General features: G+C 70.5%; 17 protein-coding genes and 1 riboswitch. Of the genes, 7 read left to right on the forward strand and 10 right to left on the reverse strand.

The features are described from left to right. Positions 1–73: 73 nt before the first annotated feature. Positions 74–925: a mycofactocin-coupled SDR family oxidoreductase gene (locus ACFU5O_RS31635; protein ID WP_384245655.1), complete on the forward strand. Its 852-nt coding sequence runs from the start codon at positions 74–76 to the stop codon at positions 923–925. A gap of 74 nt (positions 926–999) precedes the next feature. Then, the gene (locus ACFU5O_RS31640) at positions 1,000–3,855 is read left to right on the forward strand and encodes an AAA family ATPase (protein ID WP_384245657.1); all 2,856 of its coding nucleotides are present in this window, start codon (positions 1,000–1,002) and stop codon (positions 3,853–3,855) included. A gap of 187 nt (positions 3,856–4,042) precedes the next feature. On the opposite strand, the gene ACFU5O_RS31645 is transcribed toward ACFU5O_RS31640, so the two are convergent. The 4 genes from ACFU5O_RS31645 to ACFU5O_RS31660 form a co-directional block, all read right to left on the reverse strand. Beyond that, positions 4,043–4,993, reverse strand: a complete 951-nt coding sequence (locus ACFU5O_RS31645) for an ACP S-malonyltransferase (RefSeq protein ID WP_384245658.1) — start codon at positions 4,991–4,993, stop codon at positions 4,043–4,045. Further along, positions 4,990–6,561 (reverse strand): phenylalanine aminomutase (D-beta-phenylalanine forming), encoded by a 1,572-nt coding sequence (locus ACFU5O_RS31650; RefSeq protein WP_384245659.1) that lies wholly within the window; start codon positions 6,559–6,561, stop codon positions 4,990–4,992. Before ACFU5O_RS31650 ends, ACFU5O_RS31645 begins: the two co-directional genes overlap by 4 nt. Positions 6,562–6,845: 284 nt before the next feature. Next, on the reverse strand, positions 6,846–7,508 hold the full coding sequence (locus ACFU5O_RS31655) for a 4'-phosphopantetheinyl transferase (RefSeq protein ID WP_384245660.1): 663 nt from the start codon (positions 7,506–7,508) through the stop codon (positions 6,846–6,848). A 247-nt stretch (positions 7,509–7,755) separates the two neighbouring features. Next, on the reverse strand, positions 7,756–8,175 hold the full coding sequence (locus ACFU5O_RS31660) for a molybdopterin-binding protein (RefSeq protein WP_384245661.1): 420 nt from the start codon (positions 8,173–8,175) through the stop codon (positions 7,756–7,758). Between the two features lie 170 nt (positions 8,176–8,345). On the opposite strand from ACFU5O_RS31660, the gene ACFU5O_RS31665 reads away from it, so the two are divergent. The 3 genes from ACFU5O_RS31665 to ACFU5O_RS31675 all read left to right on the forward strand — a co-directional run bounded on the left by ACFU5O_RS31665 (position 8,346) and on the right by ACFU5O_RS31675 (position 11,718). Continuing rightward, positions 8,346–8,741, forward strand: a complete 396-nt coding sequence (locus ACFU5O_RS31665; RefSeq protein WP_384245662.1) for a molybdopterin-binding protein — start codon at positions 8,346–8,348, stop codon at positions 8,739–8,741. A 99-nt stretch (positions 8,742–8,840) separates the two neighbouring features. Next, positions 8,841–9,650, forward strand: a complete 810-nt coding sequence (gene modA, locus ACFU5O_RS31670) for a molybdate ABC transporter substrate-binding protein (protein ID WP_384245663.1) — start codon at positions 8,841–8,843, stop codon at positions 9,648–9,650. A gap of 118 nt (positions 9,651–9,768) precedes the next feature. Beyond that, positions 9,769–11,718 carry an ABC transporter permease gene (locus ACFU5O_RS31675; protein ID WP_384245665.1) on the forward strand — a complete coding sequence of 650 codons (1,950 nt, stop codon included), beginning with the start codon at positions 9,769–9,771 and terminating at the stop codon, positions 11,716–11,718. Positions 11,719–11,878: 160 nt separating this feature from the next. On the opposite strand, the gene ACFU5O_RS31680 is transcribed toward ACFU5O_RS31675, so the two are convergent. Next, entirely contained in the window at positions 11,879–12,667 is a 789-nt protein-coding gene (locus ACFU5O_RS31680; protein WP_384245666.1) for a CbtA family protein, read from the reverse strand. A gap of 14 nt (positions 12,668–12,681) precedes the next feature. Beyond that, the gene (locus ACFU5O_RS31685) at positions 12,682–12,909 is read right to left on the reverse strand and encodes a CbtB domain-containing protein (RefSeq protein ID WP_384245667.1); all 228 of its coding nucleotides are present in this window, start codon (positions 12,907–12,909) and stop codon (positions 12,682–12,684) included. 63 nt (positions 12,910–12,972) lie between these two features. Then, positions 12,973–13,059, reverse strand: a riboswitch (cobalamin riboswitch). Positions 13,060–13,213: 154 nt separating this feature from the next. Between ACFU5O_RS31685 and ACFU5O_RS31690 the strand changes: the two genes are divergently transcribed. Then, positions 13,214–13,798: a histidine phosphatase family protein gene (locus ACFU5O_RS31690; RefSeq protein ID WP_384245668.1), complete on the forward strand. Its 585-nt coding sequence runs from the start codon at positions 13,214–13,216 to the stop codon at positions 13,796–13,798. Between the two features lie 64 nt (positions 13,799–13,862). Here ACFU5O_RS31690 and ACFU5O_RS31695 read toward each other — a convergent pair whose 3' ends face one another. Together ACFU5O_RS31695 and ACFU5O_RS31700 are read right to left on the reverse strand one after the other, a co-directional pair. Next, on the reverse strand, positions 13,863–15,332 hold the full coding sequence (locus ACFU5O_RS31695; RefSeq protein WP_384245669.1) for a DUF1775 domain-containing protein: 1,470 nt from the start codon (positions 15,330–15,332) through the stop codon (positions 13,863–13,865). A gap of 391 nt (positions 15,333–15,723) precedes the next feature. Further along, positions 15,724–16,956, reverse strand: coding sequence for an FAD-dependent oxidoreductase (locus ACFU5O_RS31700; RefSeq protein ID WP_384245671.1), 1,233 nt, complete (start codon positions 16,954–16,956; stop codon positions 15,724–15,726). 116 nt (positions 16,957–17,072) lie between these two features. Between ACFU5O_RS31700 and ACFU5O_RS31705 the strand changes: the two genes are divergently transcribed. Beyond that, complete coding sequence (locus tag ACFU5O_RS31705; protein ID WP_384245672.1) at positions 17,073–18,320, forward strand: cytochrome P450; 1,248 nt, start codon at positions 17,073–17,075, stop codon at positions 18,318–18,320. A 262-nt stretch (positions 18,321–18,582) separates the two neighbouring features. On the opposite strand, the gene ACFU5O_RS31710 is transcribed toward ACFU5O_RS31705, so the two are convergent. Together ACFU5O_RS31710 and ACFU5O_RS31715 are read right to left on the reverse strand one after the other, a co-directional pair. After that, entirely contained in the window at positions 18,583–19,503 is a 921-nt protein-coding gene (locus ACFU5O_RS31710) for a MurR/RpiR family transcriptional regulator (protein WP_384245674.1), read from the reverse strand. A gap of 108 nt (positions 19,504–19,611) precedes the next feature. After that, positions 19,612–20,211 (reverse strand): TetR/AcrR family transcriptional regulator, encoded by a 600-nt coding sequence (locus ACFU5O_RS31715; RefSeq protein ID WP_384245676.1) that lies wholly within the window; start codon positions 20,209–20,211, stop codon positions 19,612–19,614. Positions 20,212–20,223: the final 12 nt, after the last annotated feature.

The following is a 20,223-nucleotide window of genomic DNA, read 5'->3' on the forward strand; positions in this document are numbered from 1 at the left end:
ACCACCAAAGGCCATTTCACCTTACAACATAGCGAGCCGGGATCAATTCTCAAGAAGAAGAGGTTCACCATACATGGGTCGCGTGGAGAACAAAGTCGTGGCAATTACCGGTGCGGCCAGAGGGCAGGGTCGCAGCCATGCCGTGCACCTTGCCCGGGAGGGCGCCGACATCATCGCCGTCGACCTGTGCAAGGAAATCGAATCGGCCGGCTACGCGATGGCCAGCAACGAGGACCTCGAGGAAACCGCCCGGCTGGTACGGGAGACAGGGCGCCGCGCGGTCGTCAAGTACGCGGACGTACGGGACTATTCCGCGGTGCGCGCGGCCGTCGCCGAGGGCGTCGCGGAGTTCGACGGCGGTCTTGACGTGCTGATTCCGAACGCCGGCATCCTGCCGATGGGCCCGGACGTGCCGGTCGGCGGTTTCGCCGCGAGCATCGACGTCAACCTGATCGGCATGCTCAACACCGTGCACGCCGCGCTGCCACACCTGCGCGACTCGGCCTCGATCATTCTGTCCGGCTCGATCGCCAGCTTCCTGCCGCCCATGGGCGAGGATGTCATGGCAGGCTCCGGCTACGTCGGATACCGTTTCAGCAAGCAGGTTCTCGTTGAATACGCGAAGGAACTCGTACTCCAGCTCGCTCCGCAGGGAATTCGTGTGAACTCGGTTCACCCGACCAGCGTGGACACAGACATGACCAACAACGAAGCCATGTTCAAGACATACCGCCCAGATCTGGACACCCCGACCAAAGAGGATATCGATCCGATTCTGGCCACGATCCAGGCAATGCCCATCACCCATGTGTCGACGGCCGACGTCTCGCACGCGGTGGTCTACCTCGCCTCGGACGAGTCGCGTTATGTGACCGGGACTCAGATCAGGATCGACGGGGGAGCCATCGCGAAGCACCGTTTGTAGCTTCACCGGAGCGGCACAGGCAGGACAGAACAGAATACAGTCTCGCTACTGTCAAGCACGGGGGGTTTGCATATATGGCGAGAATGGGGTACGAAGCCGCACGGTCCCTGCTGCGAGAGCTCCTTTCGCAAAGCACGAAAGGCAACGGCAGGCTCGCCCTCGTCGAGGGCGGCCTGGCCAGCGGAAAGACCTATCTGCTCCATGAGTTCTCGCTTCAGGCGGTGAAATCCGGGGCGCTGGTTCTCACCGCCATCTGCGCCAGGTCCGAGCAAACACTTCAGATGGGCGTCGTCGACCAGCTGTTCCGCAGTGCGGGCCCGACGGCCGGCCTGCCCGACTGCGCCGCTCAGGTCATAGGGATCCCCGACGAACCGGGCGGAGAAAGCGGAAAGAGTCAACTGACTCCGCGCCACACCCTGGACACCAAGGCCCGGGAACTGTGCGGCCTCTTATTGGATCTGTGTGCCCGGCAACCCGTCGTCCTCGCGATCGATGACATACACTTCGCCGACACCGCGTCGCTGCGACTCCTGCTCTCCTTGCAACGCAGGATGGTGAGCACACGGCTGCTCATAGTATTGAGCAAATGGCATCGCGGCAAACCCACCCTCCCTGAATTCCGGGCGGAGCTGACTCGCCACCCGTACAGCCAGATCCGACTGTCCCCGCTGTCCGTGCAGGACATCGCCGTCCTGCTCGCGGGAGAAGCCGGGATACCGGAAGCCACCCAGTCGGCGCAGGGCTACCACAAGCTCAGCGGCGGAAATCCGATGCTGCTGCACGCGTTGGTCGAAGACAACCTGAGCACCGTGCCGGCCGCCACCGGTGAATTACAGGATGCTCCCATCGCCGGTGATGCCTATGCCCACGCGGTACTGGCCGGCCTCTACCGGTGGGATTCCGAACTCCTGGGCGTGGCGCGCGTCGCGGCCCTGCTCGGCGACCACTCGACAACGGCCTTGATCGCCCAACTGCTCGGCACCCGGCTCGAGGACACAGAGGAACTCGTCAGGATTCTGGCCGACGCCGCCCTGCTGCTGGGTGAACGCATCCGTCATCCCCGCGGCGAGGCCGCGATTCTGGACAGCATGCCGCACTGCGAGCGGTCGGTCCTCCATACACAGGTGGCGAAGCTGCTTCATCAACGCGGCGCGGCCGCGATGGACGTGGCCCGGCATCTGCTGTCCGCCGAGGAGGCGCCCGATCACTGGGCGGCTCCCGTGCTGCGCGACGCCGCCGAGCACGCACTGGCCTCCGGCGACGCGGACACCGCGGTGCGCTGTCTCGAGTTCGCCGTCGGCGCGTGTGCGGACAACCGTGAGCGCAAGGCCACGATGTACGCCCTGACCCGCGCACTGTGGCGGGAGAACCCCGCCGCGGCCACCCTGTATCTGCCCTGCCTCCAGGCCGCGGTGGAAGCGGGTGAGCTACCGATGCATGCCGCGGGCGCGGTCGTGCGCTACTCGCTCTGGCACGGGGAGGCCGAGGCCGCGACCAAGGCCGGGGCCGCGCTGACCGGCACGCCCGGCCTGCTCGACGAGGCCGGCACCGCCGAACTCTCCGCCGCGTTCCACTGGTACTTCGGCTCGGACCGTACGCTGAACACCGAGGTCGCGAACCCCTCGCCGCGCAAGGGCACATGGGCCGACGCCGTCAACCGGATGACCACTCTCTGGGTCCGTGGTGGCAGCGACGCGGCCACCACGTCCGCCCAGCACATCCTGCGAAGCTGCCATGTCGGGGAGACCGCGCTCGAGGTCGTCGCCTGCGCGGTCCTCGCGCTGCTGTGCGGCAACAAGCCTGATCTGGCGCGCTCCTGGTGCGAGCGGCTGATCCAGGAGGCCGCCCGGTTCGGCGAGATCACCTGGGAGGCCGTGCTCAGCGGGATCAACGCCGGCATCGCCCTGCGCCTCGGCGACCTGTCCACATCCGTGCACCATGCGGAACACGCGCTCGAACTGATGCCTCCCAAGGCGTGGGGCGTCCTGATAGGCCAGCCGCGCGCCACCCTGGTGGCCGCGCGAACCTGCCTCGGCGACTTCGAGGCAGCCGCTGAGATTCTGCGGCAGCCGGTGCCGGACGCCATGTTCGACACCTTTGTGGGCCTGCAGTACCTCGAGGCCCGGGGCTGCTGCTTCCTCGCCACCAACCAGGCGCTCGCGGCGGGCGGGGACTTCCAGTTGTGCGGCAGGCTGATGCGCGAGTGGAAGGTCGACTTCCCGGCGCTCAACCCTTGGCGCAGCAACCTGGCCCAGGTGAACCTGGAACTCGGCCACACCACGGAAGCGCGTGACCTGATCAAGCAGCAACTGGACCGGGCGAGGGCCACGGACGTGCGCGTGCGGGGCATCTCCCTGCGGGTGCTCGCCGCCGCCAGCGAACTGCCCCAGCGTCCCGCCCTGCTGCGCCAGAGCGTCGAACACCTGACCGCGGCTCAGGACCGGCTGGAGCTGGCCAGGACGCTCGGCGACTTCAGCGTCGTGCACCAGCAGTTGGGCGAGTTCGACCGCGCGCGCCTGCTGGCCCGCCGCGCCGCCCAGGTCACCAGGGCCTGTCTCGCCACCGCTCCCACCACCGCCGACGAGGGGTCCGGCGCCGAACAACGGATCACCGAACAGCGGCCTCCCGCCCAGCCGGGCTGGCGCCCGGACGGGCAGCGGACGCGCCAGGTCCTCAGCGAGGCCGAGCGCCGGGTGGCCGAGCTGGCGGCGCTCGGCCACACCAACCGCGAGATAAGCCAGTTGCTCTACATCACCGTGAGCACCGTCGAGCAGCACCTCACGCGCGTCTACCGCAAGCTGGGCATCACGCGGCGAACCGATCTGCTGGCGGTGTACGAGCTACGCGGGCAGAATCCCGACCACCCCCGAAGCAGCCTCGCCGGCGCGGAGGACCTGCTGCCTGCAGGCGGCGGCGGTATCGCCAGCTGACATCGGGGACGGACCGCCAGGTCCGCCCCCACTCCCCTCCGCGAGGCAGGTACGGGCCGCGGGACACGGGCCACACGCGCACACGCGCACACGCAAGGACACACGTACAGGACGCAGCGGGACGCTTTCACGGCCCTGGACCACCATGCGGCTGTGGCCGGCTCCCCGGCCGGCCACAGCCTTCCGGTCATGCCACCGCTGCTCGCCGGGGCCGGGGCCGCAGGGCCATGGCCGGGGTCAGCGTCAGTACGTCGAAGTTGCTGCGGACGCAGTCCACTCGGCCCCACAGGCCGTCCGGGCCCGAGACGACCACATGGTGCACGCCGTGGTTCCCGAGCGTGGCCATCGCCTCGGGCCAGCGAACGGTCCGCACGACTCCGTCGAGAAGAAGCCGCCGGACCGCCTCACCCGTGCTGAGCACGCTTCCGTCGTGATCGCAGACGATGGGCAGCAGCGGATCGTTGAACTCGAGCTTGTCGACGAGTTCCGCCTCGATCATGTCCCGCAGCGGGGCGAACGCCCGGGCATGCATGGGAGGGCGCATGGTGTTCAGCGGCAGGCCACCCATGGCCCGCACGCTGCTCTGCAGCCGGTCCAGGCTTCTCTCCCGCACCGACAGCATCCAGAAGTCGTTGTCCACATGGCAGGCGATTTCGTACCACTCGCCTGCATCGTCCAGTTCCCGCAGGATCTCCGCGAACCCGGATTCGGGTGTGCGGGCGAACGACTGGGTTACCACGTCGCCGTATTCCCCGGCGAAGAACTCTGCCACGCAGTCGTTCCACCGGGCGGTCAGCCAGACCGCCTCTGCGAAGTCGAGCGCGCCCGCGTAGACGGCCGCGGGCGTCCCTCCGAAGCTCGCCCCGACGCACATGTCGGGCTTGAGGTCCTGGGTTTCCTCTGCCCAGTACGCCAGCGCGAGGCAGACGACCAGGAAGGACACCCTCTCGTACTCGGAGTACTCGCTGTCGGCCGCCCGGTAACGGTCCACCAGCGAATACCCCAGCGTCTCGTCCGCGACAGCGGTCAGCTTGCGGGCCATCGGGTTGATGAGCATGAACTTGCCGAAGTCCTCGAACGGGCTCGGCTTGATCCCCGGAAAGACGATCGCGGTGCGGTCGCCGGCCCGCGCGCTCACCGCTGCACCCGCGAGTCCTCGGCGCAGGGTTCGGTCAGGATCTCTCGGGCGATCGCCTCCACGTAGTCGGTGAGGGTGACGTCCCGGTCGAAGTACGGCACCAGCTCACGGGTTCGCTCGTAGAGCCGCCGGGTGCCGCTCGACAGACCCTCGGTGCCGCGGATGTCGACCGCCTGGCACGCACACAGCAGCTCGAAGGCGACCACGTAGGTCGCGTTGACGAGCGCCTCGCGGGCCTTGCGGGCCGCCACGAACCCGAAGGACACGATGTCCTGGAAGTCGCCGGTACTGGTCAGCGACTGGATCGACATCGGCATCGCCATCGCCCTGGTCTCCGCGGTCAACGACGCCGTCATGAACTGACCGCCCATCAGCCCCAGGCGCAGACCGGGATTCTCCCGGCACAGGAACGCGGGCAGCCCGTTGCTGTTGCTCTGGTCCAGGAAACGGTCGATCCGGCGGTTGGCCAGGTTGGTGAGAGTGGCCAGCGAGATGACCAGATGGTCCATGGCCATGGCCACGTACTGGCCGTGGAAGTGACCGTTGTGGAATACGTCGTTCTCCTCCGGCACCACCAGCGGGTTGTCGTTCGAGGAGTTCAGCTCGGCTTCCAGGGTCTCTCCGACGTGGCCCATGTTGTCCAGCACCGGGCCGAGTATCTGCGGGGTGCAGCGGATCGAGTACGCGTCCTCGATGGGCTGCGACGCGTGCTTCGCCGAGTCGTCCATCTCACCGGCGAGCGTGGTCTCGGTGTCGAGCTCGTTGACCGCCAGAGTCGAGTCCTGCAGCAACTGCCAGAGCCGCTTCGCGACCTCACGCTGCCCGCGGTGGGGCTTGAGCTCATGCACCCTGGGGTCGAACGGCTTGGTCATGCCGCGCAGACCTTCGACGGACAGCGCCGACACGGTCAGGTAGGTGTCCAGCAGTCTGCGGGCCCGGGCGAACACCAGGCTGCCGAGGCCGACCATGCCGGAGGTGCCGTTGATCAGTGCCAGGCCCTCTTTGAAGCTCAGTGTCATCGGGGTGATGCCCGCCTTGGCCAGCGCCTGTGCTCCGGGGAGTACCTCCCCGTCCAGCCGGGCCTTCCACTGTCCGACACAGACGAGTGCGATGGCGGCGAGCGGGCCGAGGTCGCCGCTGGTGCCCAGCGAGCCCTTCTCCGGCACGCACGGGCTGATCCCGGCATTGAAGATCTGGATCAGTTTCTCCAGATTCACCGGGGATATCGCCGAGTTGCCTCTGGCCAGCGACACTATCCGGGACAGCATGATGGCGCGCACCGTCGGCTCGTCGAGATGCTGTCCGACGTTCGTGGCCACCGCGTTGATCAGGTTCTCCTGCAACTCCTGGGCCATCGAAATCGGCACGAGCCAGTCGACGAATCCTCCCATGCTGGTGTTCACGCCGTAGATGACCCGGTCGTTCTCGACGAACTTCTCCAGAGTCTCCCGCGACGTGCGGACGTTCTGCCAGGCCTCGGGGTCGAGGGCGACCGGGGTCGACCCGGCCACAGCCGCATCCAATTGCTCCAGGCGAACCCACTGATTGGCTTCGAGGGTGAGCGTCATGAGATCGAGTCTCCTAGTAGCTCGTGATTCATTTTGTGCAAGTTGCTCGGCGAGGGAAGGCCATCGGGCCGGGCATCGAGAGAAGCCGTTCCTCCGCGAAGCGAAAGAACGAGCGGTCCCAAGTCAAACGAGCCGCTATGGCGCCGAAAACCGGCACCGACCCCTAGTGGGGGGCCCGTATCCCCTACGCGGGCCCACCGGGACGACGGGTCGGCGGTGCGGCGCGGGGGACCCGGCGATGCGGCGGGAAGCCCGTTGTGGTTCCGCGCCGTCCGCTCGCGCGGTCAGGGGTGTTCCACGACGGGTACCGCGACGGCGGTGAGTGCCAGCCCTCCCCCGACCAGCCAGCGGCCCGTGAGCCGGTCCGGGACCGGTCGCCGGCCGTGGCCCCGGGCCGGTGGCCACGCCGGCAGTCTGGCCGTGAAGGTGCCGGCCGGGTCGAACCGCAGTTCCGCGTCCTCGAACCCCAGCCGCTGCCCCGTGTACGGATACCACGCCTTGTAGACCGACTCCTTCGCGCTGAACAGCAGCCGGTCCCAGTGCAGGCCGGGCGGCGCGGACCGTATCCAGATCCGCTCGGCGGGACGGGCGATGACCTCCAGAACGCCGACGGGGAGCGGCTCGTGCGGCTCGGCGTCGATACCGAGCATCGTCAGATCCGTCCCGTACGCGAGCGCCGCGGCCCGGTATCCCTCGCAGTGGGTGAGGCTGCCGACCACCTGAGCGGGCCAGCGAGGGGCGCCGTGCAGGTCGGGCAGGACCGGTCCCGCCGGCAGCCCGAGCCTGCGCAGCGCCTGGCGGGCGCAGTACCGGACGGTCGTGAACTCCTTGCGCCGTTTCTCCACCGCGTTACGGACGAGAGCCGCTTCCTCCGGGTACAGCTCCGCCTCCGGCGGGTCCCCGAAGCACTCGACGACCACGCCGCCCGGCAACAGCCTGCTCAGCATTCGGACTTCCTCCGTTGCGGCGGGGCGACCGGCGGAACACGCCGGGGCGGTGACCGGCAGTCACGGTGACCGGCCGATGAGGGCGCGGGCGCACCGGTAGGCACCGTCCGCCTGGAACGGGGGGTGACCCAGGCGGACGATGCGGCTTGCTACCGCCGGTAGCCTGTCATGCGCCGTCGGCCCGGTGTCACCCCTAAACTCCCCTACCACCGCACCCGACGACGGACCGGGATGCGCTGACGGTGCCTCAAGCGTTGGCCAGCGAGATCTCCGTGGACTTGATCAGCGCGACGACCGACGACCCGGGCGCAAGGCCGAGGTCGTCGACCGCGTCCCTGGTGATCGCGGCGGTGAGCTCCCCTCCCGTGGTCCGGACCTTCACGCCGGCCATGGCGCCGCCGGCGGACACACCGGTGACCGTGCCCGGGATCCGGTTGCGGATACTCAGTCCGTCGACCGGGCCGGTGGCCAGCGCCACCTCGGTGGACTTGACCAGAGCGCGAACGGCGGAGCCCTCCGCGATGCCCAACTCCCTGACGGCTTCGAGGGTGATGGCGGCCGTGATGTCGTGTCCTCCGTCGAGGTGCACCTTCACGGTCGCCATGACCTCGCCCGGGGTGACGCCGGTGACGGTTCCAGGGAACTGGTTGCGGATGCTCAGGCTCATGGGAAGGCCTCGATTGCGAAGTGGAATGCCGGATTTGTCTCGCTGTCCTCGTAGCACTCTAGCCACACCCACCCAGACCCTCGGCCCTTTCTCCGAAGTACCTCGCATCTGCGATGGAGAATCGCACCGACAATTGCAGATGCCAGGGAAATCGTCCTATCGTATGGCACATGCAGTCCTACACGATCGGACAGGCGGCACGTCTGCTGGGCGTCAGCCCCGACACCGCACGCCGCTGGGCGGACGCCGGCAGGGTCGCGACCCATCGCGACGACGCCGGTCGCCGCCTCATCGACGGCCGCGATCTGGCCGCCTTCTCCGTCGAGGTCGCCCAGGGCGGCATCGGCGAGGAGGACGCCTCGTACACCTCGGCCCGCAACGCCTTCCCCGGCATCGTCACCGCGGTCAAGCTCGGCGACGTCGCGGCCCAGGTCGAGATCCAGGCGGGTCCGCACCGGCTCGTATCGCTTCTGACCCGGGAGGCCGTGGAGGAGCTGGGTCTGGAGGTCGGCATGCAGGCCACCGCCCGCGTGAAGTCGACCAGCGTTCACATCGACCGCACCTGACCCTTCGCGCAGCAAAGCGGCGTCGCCCGTCACCGGCGCGGCTCATCACCATCCGCTCGGGCGGCATGTGCCGACCGCGTCCCAAGGAGTCCCATCCCGATGTCCCTCACGTTCACCGGACGGCGAACCGCCGCTGCCGTGCTGACCGCCGCCCTGCTCGTCCCCCTCACTGCCTGTGGTGGCAACGACGACACGAAGAAGAACAGTGGCGCGCAGGCCACCAGGTCCGCCGCCGGCACTCCCGAGGCCGACCTCACGGTGCTGGCTGCCGCTTCACTCACCGATGTGTTCAAGACCGCCGGCGCTGCGTACGAGAAGTCCCACCCGGGCACGAAGGTCACGTTCTCGTTCGCCGGCTCCCAGGAACTGGCCGCCCAGGTCGAGCAGGGCGCCCCCGCCGATGCCCTGGTCACTGCCGACACCAAGACGATGGACGCCCTCAAGAACGACACCGGCACTCCCACGGTCATCGCGAAGAACCGTCTGGTCATCGCCACCACCGAGGGCAACCCCGAGAAGGTCAAGGGCCTCAAGGATCTGGCCGATCCCGGGCTGAAGGTCGTGCTCGCCGCTCCCGAGGTGCCGGTCGGCCGCTACAGCAAGAAGATCCTCGACGCCCAGAAGATCACGGTGAAGCCGGTCTCCCAGGAGCCGAACGTCCGCGCCGTGCTCAGCAAGGTCGAACTCGGCGAGGCCGACGCGGGCCTCGTCTACAAGACGGACGCGGCCACGGCCACCGACAAGGTCGACGCCGTCGAGATCCCGGACGCCCAGAACGCCATCGCCGAGTATCCGGCCGCGACGCTGAAGACCTCGAAGAACGCCGAGGCCGCAGCCGCGTTCGTCGCATGGCTGAGCACGCCCGAGGCGCAGAAGATCCTCAAGGACGCGGGCTTCCAGCAGCCGTAGCCGCGCCGACGGCCGCGCGGGGGCTGTCCGTTCCGGGGGACGGGCAGCCTCTCCCCGTCCGTCCCGACCTCCGTCCCGACCTCCGTCCCGACCTCCGTCCCGGACCCAGGGATCACCGATGAAACGACTCAGCGGCCGTGCACCCGGCCCGCGCACGCCGATCGCCCTCGCGGCTCCCGCGCTGCTCGCGGTCGTGTTCCTGATGCTGCCGCTGACCGGGATCCTCGCCCGCACCTCCTGGGGCGAACTCGCCGGCCACCTCACCACTCCGGGGACCATCGAGGCGCTGCGGCTCTCGCTGCTCGTCTCCTTCTGGGCACTCGGCATCTCGTTGCTGCTCGGTGTGCCGCTCGCGTGGCTGCTGGCCCGGGTGCCGTTCCCCGGCAAGGCGTTCGTACGCTCGCTCGTCCTGCTCCCGATGGTGCTTCCGCCGACCGTCGGCGGTGTGGCACTGCTGCTCGCCTTCGGCCGCCGCGGACTGCTCGGCCCCTGGCTCGAGGACACGTTCGGCATCACCCTGCCGTTCCACACCTCCGGCGCGGTCCTCGCCGCGACCTTCGTCGCCATGCCGTTCCTCGTCATCAGCCTCGAAGGGGCACTCGGCGGACTGCGTCCCCGCTACGAGGAGACCGCAGCGTCCCTCGGGGCCTCTCCGGTACGGGTGTTCCTCACCGTCACCATGCCCATGGTGGCCCCCGGACTCATCGCGGGAGCGGCACTCACCTGGGCCCGGGCCCTGGGAGAGTTCGGGGCGACCATCACCTTCGCGGGCAATCTGCCCGGCACCACCCAGACGCTGCCGCTGCAGGTGTATCTGCTGCTCCAGGACCAGCCGGAGGCCGCGACCTCGGTCTCGCTGCTGCTGCTCGCCATCGCCATGCTGGTGCTCGTCGCGCTGCGCGGCCGATGGGCGGGCGCCCCCGCCGACCGGTCGCGCGGGCCCGGGCCCGTGACGGAGCCCGGGCCCGCGCCTGCGCCGGGCCCTGTCGCCGCTGTCGCGCCCGCTGCCGCACCACCCCACGAGCCGGAGGATCGCTGGTCCCTGCACGCCGAGGTCACCGGCTTCAACCGGCTGACCCTGGACGCCGAACCGGGCACCACCATCGCCGTCGTCGGCCCCAACGGCGCGGGGAAGACCACCCTGCTGCGCGCACTCCTCGGACTGACCGTGCGGTCCCACGCCGACCTCAGGCTCGGCGCCACCGACGTCAGCGGCCTGCCGCCGCACCGGCGCAAAGTGGCCTGGGTCCCCCAGGACGGTGCGCTCTTCCCGCACATGAGCGCCCTCGCCAACACCGCGTACGGGCTGCGTGCCCACGGCACACCTCGCGCCGAGGCCCGCCGCCGCGCACAGGGGTGGCTCGACCGGCTGGGTGTCGGGCACCTCGCGCACCGCAGGCCCGCTCAGCTCTCCGGCGGCCAGGCCCAACGGGTCGCCCTCGCCCGGGCGCTGGCCGCCCGGCCACGACTGCTGCTGCTCGACGAGCCGCTCGCGGCGCTCGACCAGACCACGCGCGCCCATGTCCGGCACACGCTGCGCACCCACCTGGGCGGTTTCGGCGGTGTCTGTCTGATCGTCACCCACGATCCGGTCGAGGCGGTCTCGCTCGCCGACCGCGTACTCGTACTCGACGACGGCCGCGCCCTGCAGGACGCCCCGCCCAGCGAGGTCACCCGGCATCCCCGCTCCCCGTGGGTGGCCAGGATGCTCGGACGCAACGCCTGGCCGGGCACGGCCACCGCCGAGGGTCTCGCGCTGTCCGGGGGCGGGACGCTGGTCGTCGCCGATCCGCTGCCCCCGGGCACCGAAGCCCTCGCGATCATCGCCCCGGAGGCCGTCGCCGTTCACCGCGACAAGCCCGGCGGCAGCCCTCGCAACATCTGGTCCGGGACGGCACGGGAGATCACCGCGAGCGGGAGCCGGCTGCGGGTCCTCATCACCTCGGAGCAGGCGCCGGACCTCGTCGCCGAGATCACCCCGCAGGCCGCCGCGGAACTCGGCCTCGCCGACGGAACTTCCGTGTGGACCAGCGTCAAGGCGACCGAGACGACGGTCGTGCCCCTGTGAGGTGCCTGCCGCCGCGGGAGTACCGGCCCGATGGTGGGTGTCCGCCGGGGTGCTTCGCCGGCGGCCGTTCCCGGGGCGCCGGTCCCCCGCACGACTGAACCCGCCGGGCGCGCCCCCGGCGGGTTCAGGATGGTGTCTGTCGGTGGTGCCTTCGGTGGTGTCAGTGGGCCGGTACGGATGCGGCCGGGGCAGGCTCCGCCGCTTCCGCCGTGCCCGCTGCCGGACTCCCCGCCTCGAGTACCCGGTGGGCCAGATGGGCCAGGATCAGGCCCAGGGCGGCCCAGAGCAGTGCCTGGACACCCAATGAGGCGAGCCTGAACTCCCAGAGCACGTCGGCCGGGAACTCCTTCGGAACCGGGTCACCGGCCGGAAGGAAGGCCAGGGCGATCCCCACGGCCACCGCGAAGGCGGCACCTGCGGCGACCGTGGCGTTCCAGTTGCCCCAGCGGGAGGCGAGCTTCCTGCCGAGAACGACCGCGCCGAGGGCCAGCAGCACACCCAGGACGATCATCAGGAAGAACAGCGCGGTGCGCTTGTTCAGCGTGTCCGGGTCGCCGACCGCGGGCGGGTTCGCGGGGTACTTCAGGAACGGCACCAGGGCGACGGTGACGAAGCCGGTCAGAGCGACCAGTCCCGCTGTGGCGCGGGCCCCGAATCCCCCGATGCGTCCCAGGGCGAAGCAGAACGCAAGGGCGGCGATGCCGCCGAACGCCGTGCCGTACACGAGAACGGCGGTGGCGAGACCGGCCGTCGACTGCACGGCGCGGCTGACCAGCTCCACCTCCTCAGCGCCGTGGGCATGGGCGTGGGCGTGCGCCTCCTCCACGGCGATGGCGGCGTCCACCTGCGGCTCGCCGATCAGGTAGGCGAGGCCGAAGGCGAGCAGACCGGCGAACACACCCGCGATCATTCCGCGCACCAACAGGGTGCGCACAGTGACGGAATTCATGTCGGTATCCCGTCTCAGTGGCAGGGGAAGCCGAGCAGATGACGTCCGTCGTGCACCCACTCATGGACGTTCTCACCGGAGAAGACCGAGAGGGCACCCTGCTCGGTGCCCACGAAGTACAGCAGCACGAGCATCAGAAGGCCGAAGAAGACCGCCCAGGGCGCGACCGCCTTGAGGGGGAACTTCACCACGGCCGGTACGGCCGCAGGGCTGGAAAGGGGGGTGATGGCGGACTGCGCCATGACGGTACCTCCTCGGGAACACGCGTCCCGCATTCATGTGGAGCTCGCGACGACGGAGTACGGGTCTGACTCACCGGGCGGTCGCTCCCTCACGGGGGCATCCGCACGGCACACAGTGGCGCGACCGTGCCGGGTTTTCACCGGGCTTCCGTAATGTTGTCGTCCTGTCGCAGGAGAGGGTACCGACGATCGTGACAGGCGTCGACAGTGCCCGTGACCAGGACCGGCGACACCGGCGGCAGGCCGTAGCATCCCGGTGGACGCACGGCGCACGCCGAACAGCACGCGCGGGAGGATTTCAGCCATGACCGTCCGCCTCACTCTCGTGTGCGCGGCCGCCGGGTCCGCCGTGCGGGAAGCACGTTTCGGCGACGGGCCCCTCGACGAACGCGCCCGGCGCGAGGCCCTGGCCTCTGCGCCCGCGGCACCGGCCGCTCAGGTGCGGTGCTGTCGGGCGCCCTCGGTGCGGTGCCGGGAGACCGCGGAGGTGTGGGGCGTCGACGCTGTTGTCGAAACCGCCCTGCGCGACTGCGACTTCGGGTCCTGGACCGGGCGCACCCCGCAGGAAGTGATCTCCGCCGATCCGCAGGGGTTTCGCGCGTGGATGTCCGACGCGGACGCCGTTCCGCACGGCGGGGAGTCCGTGCGCGAACTGCATGCGCGGGTCGGCGGCTGGCTGCGGCAGTTGTCCTCGGAAGCGGTGTCCTCTGAAGCGGGCGGGGTACTCGCCGTCGTCGAGCCTTCCGCGGTACGGGCCGCCGTCGTCCACGCCCTGGACGCGCCGCTGTCGGCGTTCTGGCGGATCGACGTACCGCCGCTGTCCTCGATCGCGCTGACGGGGCGCTCCGGACGCTGGAATCTGCGGCTGGGCGCGACGGCCGCGAACTGACCCGTGGGACGCGTGGAGGGGCCCGGGAGACCGGGCCCCTCCACGACGACGGTGCGGACGGGTGTCAGCCGTGGCCGGCCGCGCCCCGGCGCTTCCACCACAGGGCAGCGCCGGTGAGAGCGACGAGCACGACCGCAACGATGACGACCGCAAGGGCGGGAGAGGAGCTGTCGTCCTTCTTCGCGGCCGCCTTGTCCGCGTTCCCCGCGGACTCGCCGCCCTGCGTGGCGGGCTTGTCCGGGGCCCCCTTGTCCGGGGCCGCGGCGGTGGGTGCGCCGGTCGCGCTGCCGTCACCGGGGGCGGGGGGAACGGGCTTGGCGCCCGGCGCCGCGGGCAGCAGTGCGAGAACCGGCGCCGGATTGCCGTGCCCGTGGCCGTGGCCGCTGGACTTCTCCAGCTCGATCCACCGGTCCACGCGGCCGTCGCCGTAGGTCTGCAGGGTCTTGAACGTCAGCGACCTGGCATCGGGCAGTTGTCGTACGGTCACGGAGTACCCGACGTCGTCCCCGGCGGGGACCGCCGGGCCGGAGACGGTGTAACCGCGGTCCGTGGCTGCGAACTTCCAGCCGTCCGGACCTTCCTTGTAGGTGATGTCGGCCGGGGCGATGCCCTCGGGGAGGATCACCTCCAGCCCGGTGATGCCGGCACTGTCGGACTCCGACTCGGCGTCGAAGTTCAGGGTCACGTTCTCGGCGAGGGCGGCGGCGCCCTCCGCCTCCACCTCCACATGCGCCGACGCCGGGACGGCGAAGGCGACGGAGGCGGTGAGAACGGCGCCGGTGAGGACCGAAAGACGGCGCGCGGTACGCGCGCGGGCGATACGGGACATGGGTGGCTCCCAGGATGTGGTGCGCTGTGCGGGCACGTCGGGACGCGCCCGGGATCGGACGGCGAGAGCGGGCATCGCCGGTGGACCCCGGCGCACCACCGAATGCGCCAGCGCCCGGGAACCGCGCGGGAGCACCGGACCCCGCTCCCGGACCGTCCGCGATCCCGGTGCCGTAAGAGCGAGCGGCCCCGGGGGGACCGGACGTCCGAGGAACTCCGCGACCACGTCGTCGAGGCACCGTCCGGCGAACCGGGCGGCGGCGTCCGCCCGCTGCAGGCACCAGGCCACCAGGAGCGCCGCCGCGATGTGCGCGGCGGTCATCACCACGCCGTGACGGTCGGCCGGCCACGATTCCTGCGGGCCGCCGCCACCGGCCGCGCTGTGCGAGCCGTGCACACCGCGGCTCCGGGTGTGTGCGAACCACATGTGGAGGGCGCCCTGAGCAGCCGCCGTGGCCGACACGACCTCGGGCAGCGACCGCGGGGAGCGTACGAAGGGCAGGGCCAGAACGAAGAGGACCAGGCCGGCGAGAGCCGCCGCCCGCCAGGAGACCGGATGGCCGGAGGCCAGACGGTGGCCGCTGACGGCGAGCACCGCGCCGGTCGCGCCGAAGACACCCGCACGCACGGCGGCAGCGACCGGCGTGCCGATCACCGGCTCTCCGCCGGTGCGGCTCGCGATGCGGCTGCTGACCTTCCACGACATGGCTGCCCCATCTTGGAGCACCACCGCACGCCCATGCCCGCGTGTTCGGGTTCTTCGCGGTGGGTGTCGCGGCGGACGGCTGTCCGCCCGGGAGGTGCCGGGCTCGTCCGTACGGCCGCGATCGGGAGCTGTGAGGAACGAGCATCACCTACCGGGGCGCGCCGCCTTCACCAGGTCACTGCCGGTCCGTGATGCTTCGCAGCCGGAGTGCGCCGGACAGGCCGGTCACTCGCGCAACGACAGCGCCGCGAGTGAACTCTTCCCAGGTGTGGAGCAGTTGACCGCGTACGTCGCTTGCCCACCGACCGCTTGCGCGGAAAGCGCCCAAGGAGGCCGGCCATCGGCGCCACGGTGCGGGGCGGCGCGCGGTGCCGGGCAGGGCCCCTCCCCCTCACCGGACCGAAGCGGCCGGGGGACGTTCACGCAGGGCGCCGTAGGCGAGGAAGTACGCCGGCACCCGGTTGAGCCATCGCGAGGTGGTGATCAGCTCCGTCATCCGCTTCGCCCGACGAGGGTCGCCGAAGGCCGGGCGTCCCGACAGGAGCGGCTCGATGACCTGCCGGTGCGCGACGCGCTGCAACGCCTGCGTCCCGGCCGTGGTGGGCCGGCGGCGACGCTGGACGGCGCGTACGTCCCGCGGACCGACCGAGCCCGCGCGCAGGGGTCCGACGAGATGGCGGGCGGCGGCCACGGCGTCCTCGACGGCGAGATTGATGCCGATGCCGAACACGGGCGACATCGCGTGCGCCGCGTCGCCGATGCACAACAGCCCCGGGCGGTACCAGCGCCGGAGGCGGTCGAGCCGTACGTCGAGCAGCTTCACCTCGTCCCACGACCGCAGCGCGTGCACCCGGTCCGCGAGCCAGGGAGCGGCCTCGGTGAACTCGGCCATGAACCGCTCGAGTCCGGCGGCGCGGCGCGAGGCGTCGGTTCCCTTGGGGATCAGCGCGGCGCACTGCCAGTAGTCCCCGCGATCGATCAGCGCGGTGAAGAACCGGTCGCCGACGCCTCCGACGAGACCGTGCGGATCGCTCGCCCGTCGCGGCAGCCGGAACCACCATGCGTCCATCGGACAGGCGAAGCTGCGAAGTCCGAGTTCGGGCAGCGACCGGGCCAGCGAGCCCCGGCCGTCGCAGGCCACGGTGAGGGTGGCCCGCAGTTCACCGGTGCGGCCGTCGGACGTGCGGTACCGCACCCCCGCGACCCGCCCGCGCTCCATGAGGAAGGAGGTCGCCGCGGTGCTCATGCGGACGGAGAAGGACGGCTCCCGCCGGGCCTCGTCCACCAGGAGGTCGAGCAGATCCCACTGCGGAACCATCGCGATGTAGTTGTACTTGCCCCGCAGCGCGCCGATGTCCCCGACCGTGACCAGCGAACGGTCCGGGCCGAGCGGCAGCTGGACCGTTGTCACCCGCCGCTGCGGCAGCGCGGCGAACTTCTCGGCCAGCCCCAGGTCCTCGAGCAGCGCCAAGGTGGACGGATGCACGGTGTCGCCCCGGAAGTCGCGCAGGAAGTCGCCGTGTTTCTCCAGGACCGTGACCTCGACGCCCGCACGGGCCAGCAGCAGGCCGAGGACCATTCCGGCCGGGCCGCCTCCCACCACGCAGCACGTGGTCCGCTCCATGGCAACGGCTCCCTTCGGCGAAGTCTCCAGGCCAGTCACACTCGGACATATACCCTCAAGTCCATACCTGTCTGCACCATTCCGTCGTAGTCGGTCGCAACGCTTCGGGAGGCACGATGAGCCAGCAGCCGGTCCTACTTCCTTACGCCGATCCGGCGTTCGTCGCGGATCCGTTCCCGCTCTACCATCAGCTGCGCGAGGACGGGCCGGTGCGCCGCGCCGTCCTCGCGGGCGGCGTGGAGGCCTGGCTGGTCACCCGCTACGAGGACGGCCTCGCGGCCCTGTCGGATCCGCGGCTCAGCAGCGACGTACGCGATGCGGCGGACCCCCGGCTGATGGAGCAGCTGCCCGTGACGGAACGCGAGTCCCTGCTGAGCAGCATGCTCCGCAGCGACCCGCCCGACCACACCCGGCTGCGCCGGCTGGTCTCGAAGGCGTTCACCGCGCGCAGGGTGGCGGAGCTCCGCCCCCGTGTCCAGGAGATCACCGACCGGCTGCTCGACGACATCGCGCCCGCCGGCCGCGCCGACCTCGTCGCGGACTTCGCGCTGCCCCTCCCGGTCACCGTGATCAGCGAACTGCTCGGAGTGCCCGTGGGGGACCGGCACGACTTCCAGCAGTGGACCGACGACATGATCCTGCGAAGGGCGGAACAGCCGGACCCGGCCGTGGTGGACGCGGCATGGCGGAAGATGCGCGCCTATCTGACCGGCCTCCTGGAGGCCAAGCGGGCCCGGCCGGGCGAGGACCTGCTCAGCGCGCTCCTCATCGCCCGGGACGAGGAGCAGCGGCTGGACGAGGACGAGCTGATCGCCATGTCGTTCCTGCTGCTGGCGGCCGGATACATCACCACGGTCAATCTGATCGGCGGCGGCATCGCCGCACTGCTCGCCAATCCCGCCCAGCTGCAGATGCTGCGGGAGGACCCGGAACTGCTGCCCGGCGCGATCGAGGAGTTCCTCCGTTACGACGGCCCGGTCAGCCCCGGCATCGCGCGGTTCGCGCGCGAGGAGGTCTCCATCGCCGGGGTGACCGTCCCGCGCGGAGCGACCGTGCTGATCGCCTCCGCCATCGCCGACCGCGACCCCGAGCGGTTCGCCGACCCGGACCGCCTGGACATCACCCGGCAGGACAACGCCCATCTCGCGTTCGGGCACGGTATCCACTACTGCCTGGGGGCGCCGCTGGCGCGGCTGGAGGGTCAGGTGGCCATCGGGACCGTACTGCGGCGCCTTCCCGGTCTCGCACTCGCCGTGCCGCCCGGGGAGCTGCGGTGGCGGCCCGGCGGCCTGCGCGGCCCGGGGCAGCTGCCGGTCACCTTCTCGCCCGGGGGCGCGAACCGGGCGTCCGGAGCCGTGAACTGAGCCTGCGTCGCAGCAGAGCCCGTCAGGGCAATCAGAGCTGATCACCGGCGGCGGCCCCGGCCCAGGGGTCGGCCGGGGCTCGCCGGAGCGGGCACTCCGAGGGGAGCGGAGCGCCCGCACTTAACACCGTGTGGGCCGACGAGGAGGAGTGTCGTCCTGGGGTGCCAGGAGAAGTAAATATATATACTGCCAAGTAAGCAAGGGTATGAAAAATTTCATTCCCGCCGGGGCTGAAAGTCATCGCATGCACAGCGCCTGCGAGTCAGTACTCGAGGAAGAAGTCGTGCTGCTCGGCGGCCTGCTCGTACTGCTCCAGCCGCATCTGCGTCCGCTCGGGGTCGGCATCGGCCATGGCTTGAAGGATGGCCGCGGACAGCACACCCGGGGCCGCGTAGGAGTCGAACACCAGGCGGGACCCGGTTCCCGCGCTCAGGACCACATCGGCCTCCTCCACGAGGGTGCCGAGCGTCGGATCGGTGATCAGCGCGATACGCAGGCCCGTTCGGCGCGCGGCCCGCACCGCCGACAAGGTCTCCTTGGCGTGCCGCGGCATCGCGAAGGCCAGCACCCATGTCCCGCCCGCCTCCCGGGACTGGAGCAGGGCGTCGTACGCCACACTGCCGCCGCGGGACACCAGACGTACGTCCGGGTGGATCCGCCGCGCCGCGTAGGCGAAGTACTCCGCGAGCGACGCGGAGATCCGCAGCCCCAGCACCGTCAGGGGGACCGACCTGGCCAGCTCGCGGCCGATGTCGAGCACCTGGTCGGTGTCGGCGAGCACCCTCCGCAGGCTCTCCAGGTTGGCGATCTCGGCGTCGACGGCCGCCTGCAGTTCGTTGCGGCGCTCCTCCCCCGTGTCCGGGGCGCCCGCGACCGCGCTCAGCGCGATCGGCTGGAGGGCCTCCCTGAGCGCGGGGTAACCGCTGAAGCCCAGGGACGACGCGAACCGCGTCACGGAGGGCTGGCTGACGCCGACGCGGTCCGCGAGATCCGTGATCGACAGGAAAGCGGCCTCGGTGAGGTTGTCGGTGATGTACTGCGCGATACGCCGCTGCCCGGGAGACAGCCGGTGGCCGCCGAACAGAGCGCGGACCTTGTCCGCGGGGGACGGTTCCGCGTCCGGGGACTGCCGTCCCGGCGTGATCGCAGACGCCTGCGCGCGCGCCTGCTGCCCTGATGGCACCGTGTGCCTCCTTCTTGTCCCGCTTCGTGCTCAACATAGCGCGAGCTGCACCGTCACGACCGGCCACCGGCGCAGGCGATGGCGCGGGGACGGAAACCTGGCACGTCGTCAGCCCGCTTCGAGCAGCGCACGGGCCTGCTCCCGTGCGGCGCCGAGCGGGTCCGGGAAGACGTCCAGGCCGTACGCGACCAGCGCCCCCTCGTGCAGCAGCATGAGCGTCCGGGCCAGCGCCCGGGCCCTGTCCGGGGCGAGGTCACCGACCAGGGAGGTGAAGAGGGCGAGCATCCACGCCTTCTGGCCGGTGATGACCGCATGGGCGGGATGCCGCGGGTCATCGATCTCCGCATGGGCGTTGACCATGCTGCATCCCCGGGTGCTGAACCGCTCCGACCACGCGCGGGAGGCTTCGAAGACGGCGAGGACACGGTCCTCTGCCGACTTTCCCGCCGCCCCGAGGCGCTCGTCGAGGAACTCCCGCCAGTGCTCGTCGCGCGCGGCGAGGTATTCCACGACCAGCTGCTCCTTGGAACCGAACCGGTCGTAGAGGGTCTTCTTCGTCACCCCGGCCTCCGCGGCGATCAGATCGACGCCGACGGCATGGATCCCGCGTTCGTAGAAGAGCCGCGCGGCGGCGTCCAGAACGCGGCGCGCGCCGGGGGTGATGGCGACGCGGCGCACAGGAGCGGGGGTCTGTGCCGGACTGTCCATGACGAGAAGTAT

Origin of the sequence: Streptomyces sp. NPDC057445 (assembly GCF_042802855.1) — a bacterium.
Lineage (GTDB): Bacteria > Actinomycetota > Actinomycetes > Streptomycetales > Streptomycetaceae > Streptomyces.

What these genes read in the sequence shown, in the direction of transcription:
- ACFU5O_RS31635 (WP_384245655.1), top strand. Translation starts at nt 74, where the DNA reads ATGGGTCGCGTGGAGAACAAAGTCGTGGCAATTACCGGTGCGGCCAGA.
- ACFU5O_RS31640 (WP_384245657.1), top strand. Translation starts at nt 1,000, where the DNA reads ATGGCGAGAATGGGGTACGAAGCCGCACGGTCCCTGCTGCGAGAGCTC.
- ACFU5O_RS31650 (WP_384245659.1), bottom strand. Translation starts at nt 6,561, where the DNA reads ATGACGCTCACCCTCGAAGCCAATCAGTGGGTTCGCCTGGAGCAATTG.
- ACFU5O_RS31655 (WP_384245660.1), bottom strand. Translation starts at nt 7,508, where the DNA reads ATGCTGAGCAGGCTGTTGCCGGGCGGCGTGGTCGTCGAGTGCTTCGGG.
- ACFU5O_RS31660 (WP_384245661.1), bottom strand. Translation starts at nt 8,175, where the DNA reads ATGAGCCTGAGCATCCGCAACCAGTTCCCTGGAACCGTCACCGGCGTC.
- ACFU5O_RS31665 (WP_384245662.1), top strand. Translation starts at nt 8,346, where the DNA reads ATGCAGTCCTACACGATCGGACAGGCGGCACGTCTGCTGGGCGTCAGC.
- modA (WP_384245663.1), top strand. Translation starts at nt 8,841, where the DNA reads ATGTCCCTCACGTTCACCGGACGGCGAACCGCCGCTGCCGTGCTGACC.
- ACFU5O_RS31675 (WP_384245665.1), top strand. Translation starts at nt 9,769, where the DNA reads ATGAAACGACTCAGCGGCCGTGCACCCGGCCCGCGCACGCCGATCGCC.
- ACFU5O_RS31680 (WP_384245666.1), bottom strand. Translation starts at nt 12,667, where the DNA reads ATGAATTCCGTCACTGTGCGCACCCTGTTGGTGCGCGGAATGATCGCG.
- ACFU5O_RS31685 (WP_384245667.1), bottom strand. Translation starts at nt 12,909, where the DNA reads ATGGCGCAGTCCGCCATCACCCCCCTTTCCAGCCCTGCGGCCGTACCG.
- ACFU5O_RS31690 (WP_384245668.1), top strand. Translation starts at nt 13,214, where the DNA reads ATGACCGTCCGCCTCACTCTCGTGTGCGCGGCCGCCGGGTCCGCCGTG.
- ACFU5O_RS31695 (WP_384245669.1), bottom strand. Translation starts at nt 15,332, where the DNA reads ATGTCGTGGAAGGTCAGCAGCCGCATCGCGAGCCGCACCGGCGGAGAG.
- ACFU5O_RS31700 (WP_384245671.1), bottom strand. Translation starts at nt 16,956, where the DNA reads ATGGAGCGGACCACGTGCTGCGTGGTGGGAGGCGGCCCGGCCGGAATG.
- ACFU5O_RS31705 (WP_384245672.1), top strand. Translation starts at nt 17,073, where the DNA reads ATGAGCCAGCAGCCGGTCCTACTTCCTTACGCCGATCCGGCGTTCGTC.
- ACFU5O_RS31715 (WP_384245676.1), bottom strand. Translation starts at nt 20,211, where the DNA reads ATGGACAGTCCGGCACAGACCCCCGCTCCTGTGCGCCGCGTCGCCATC.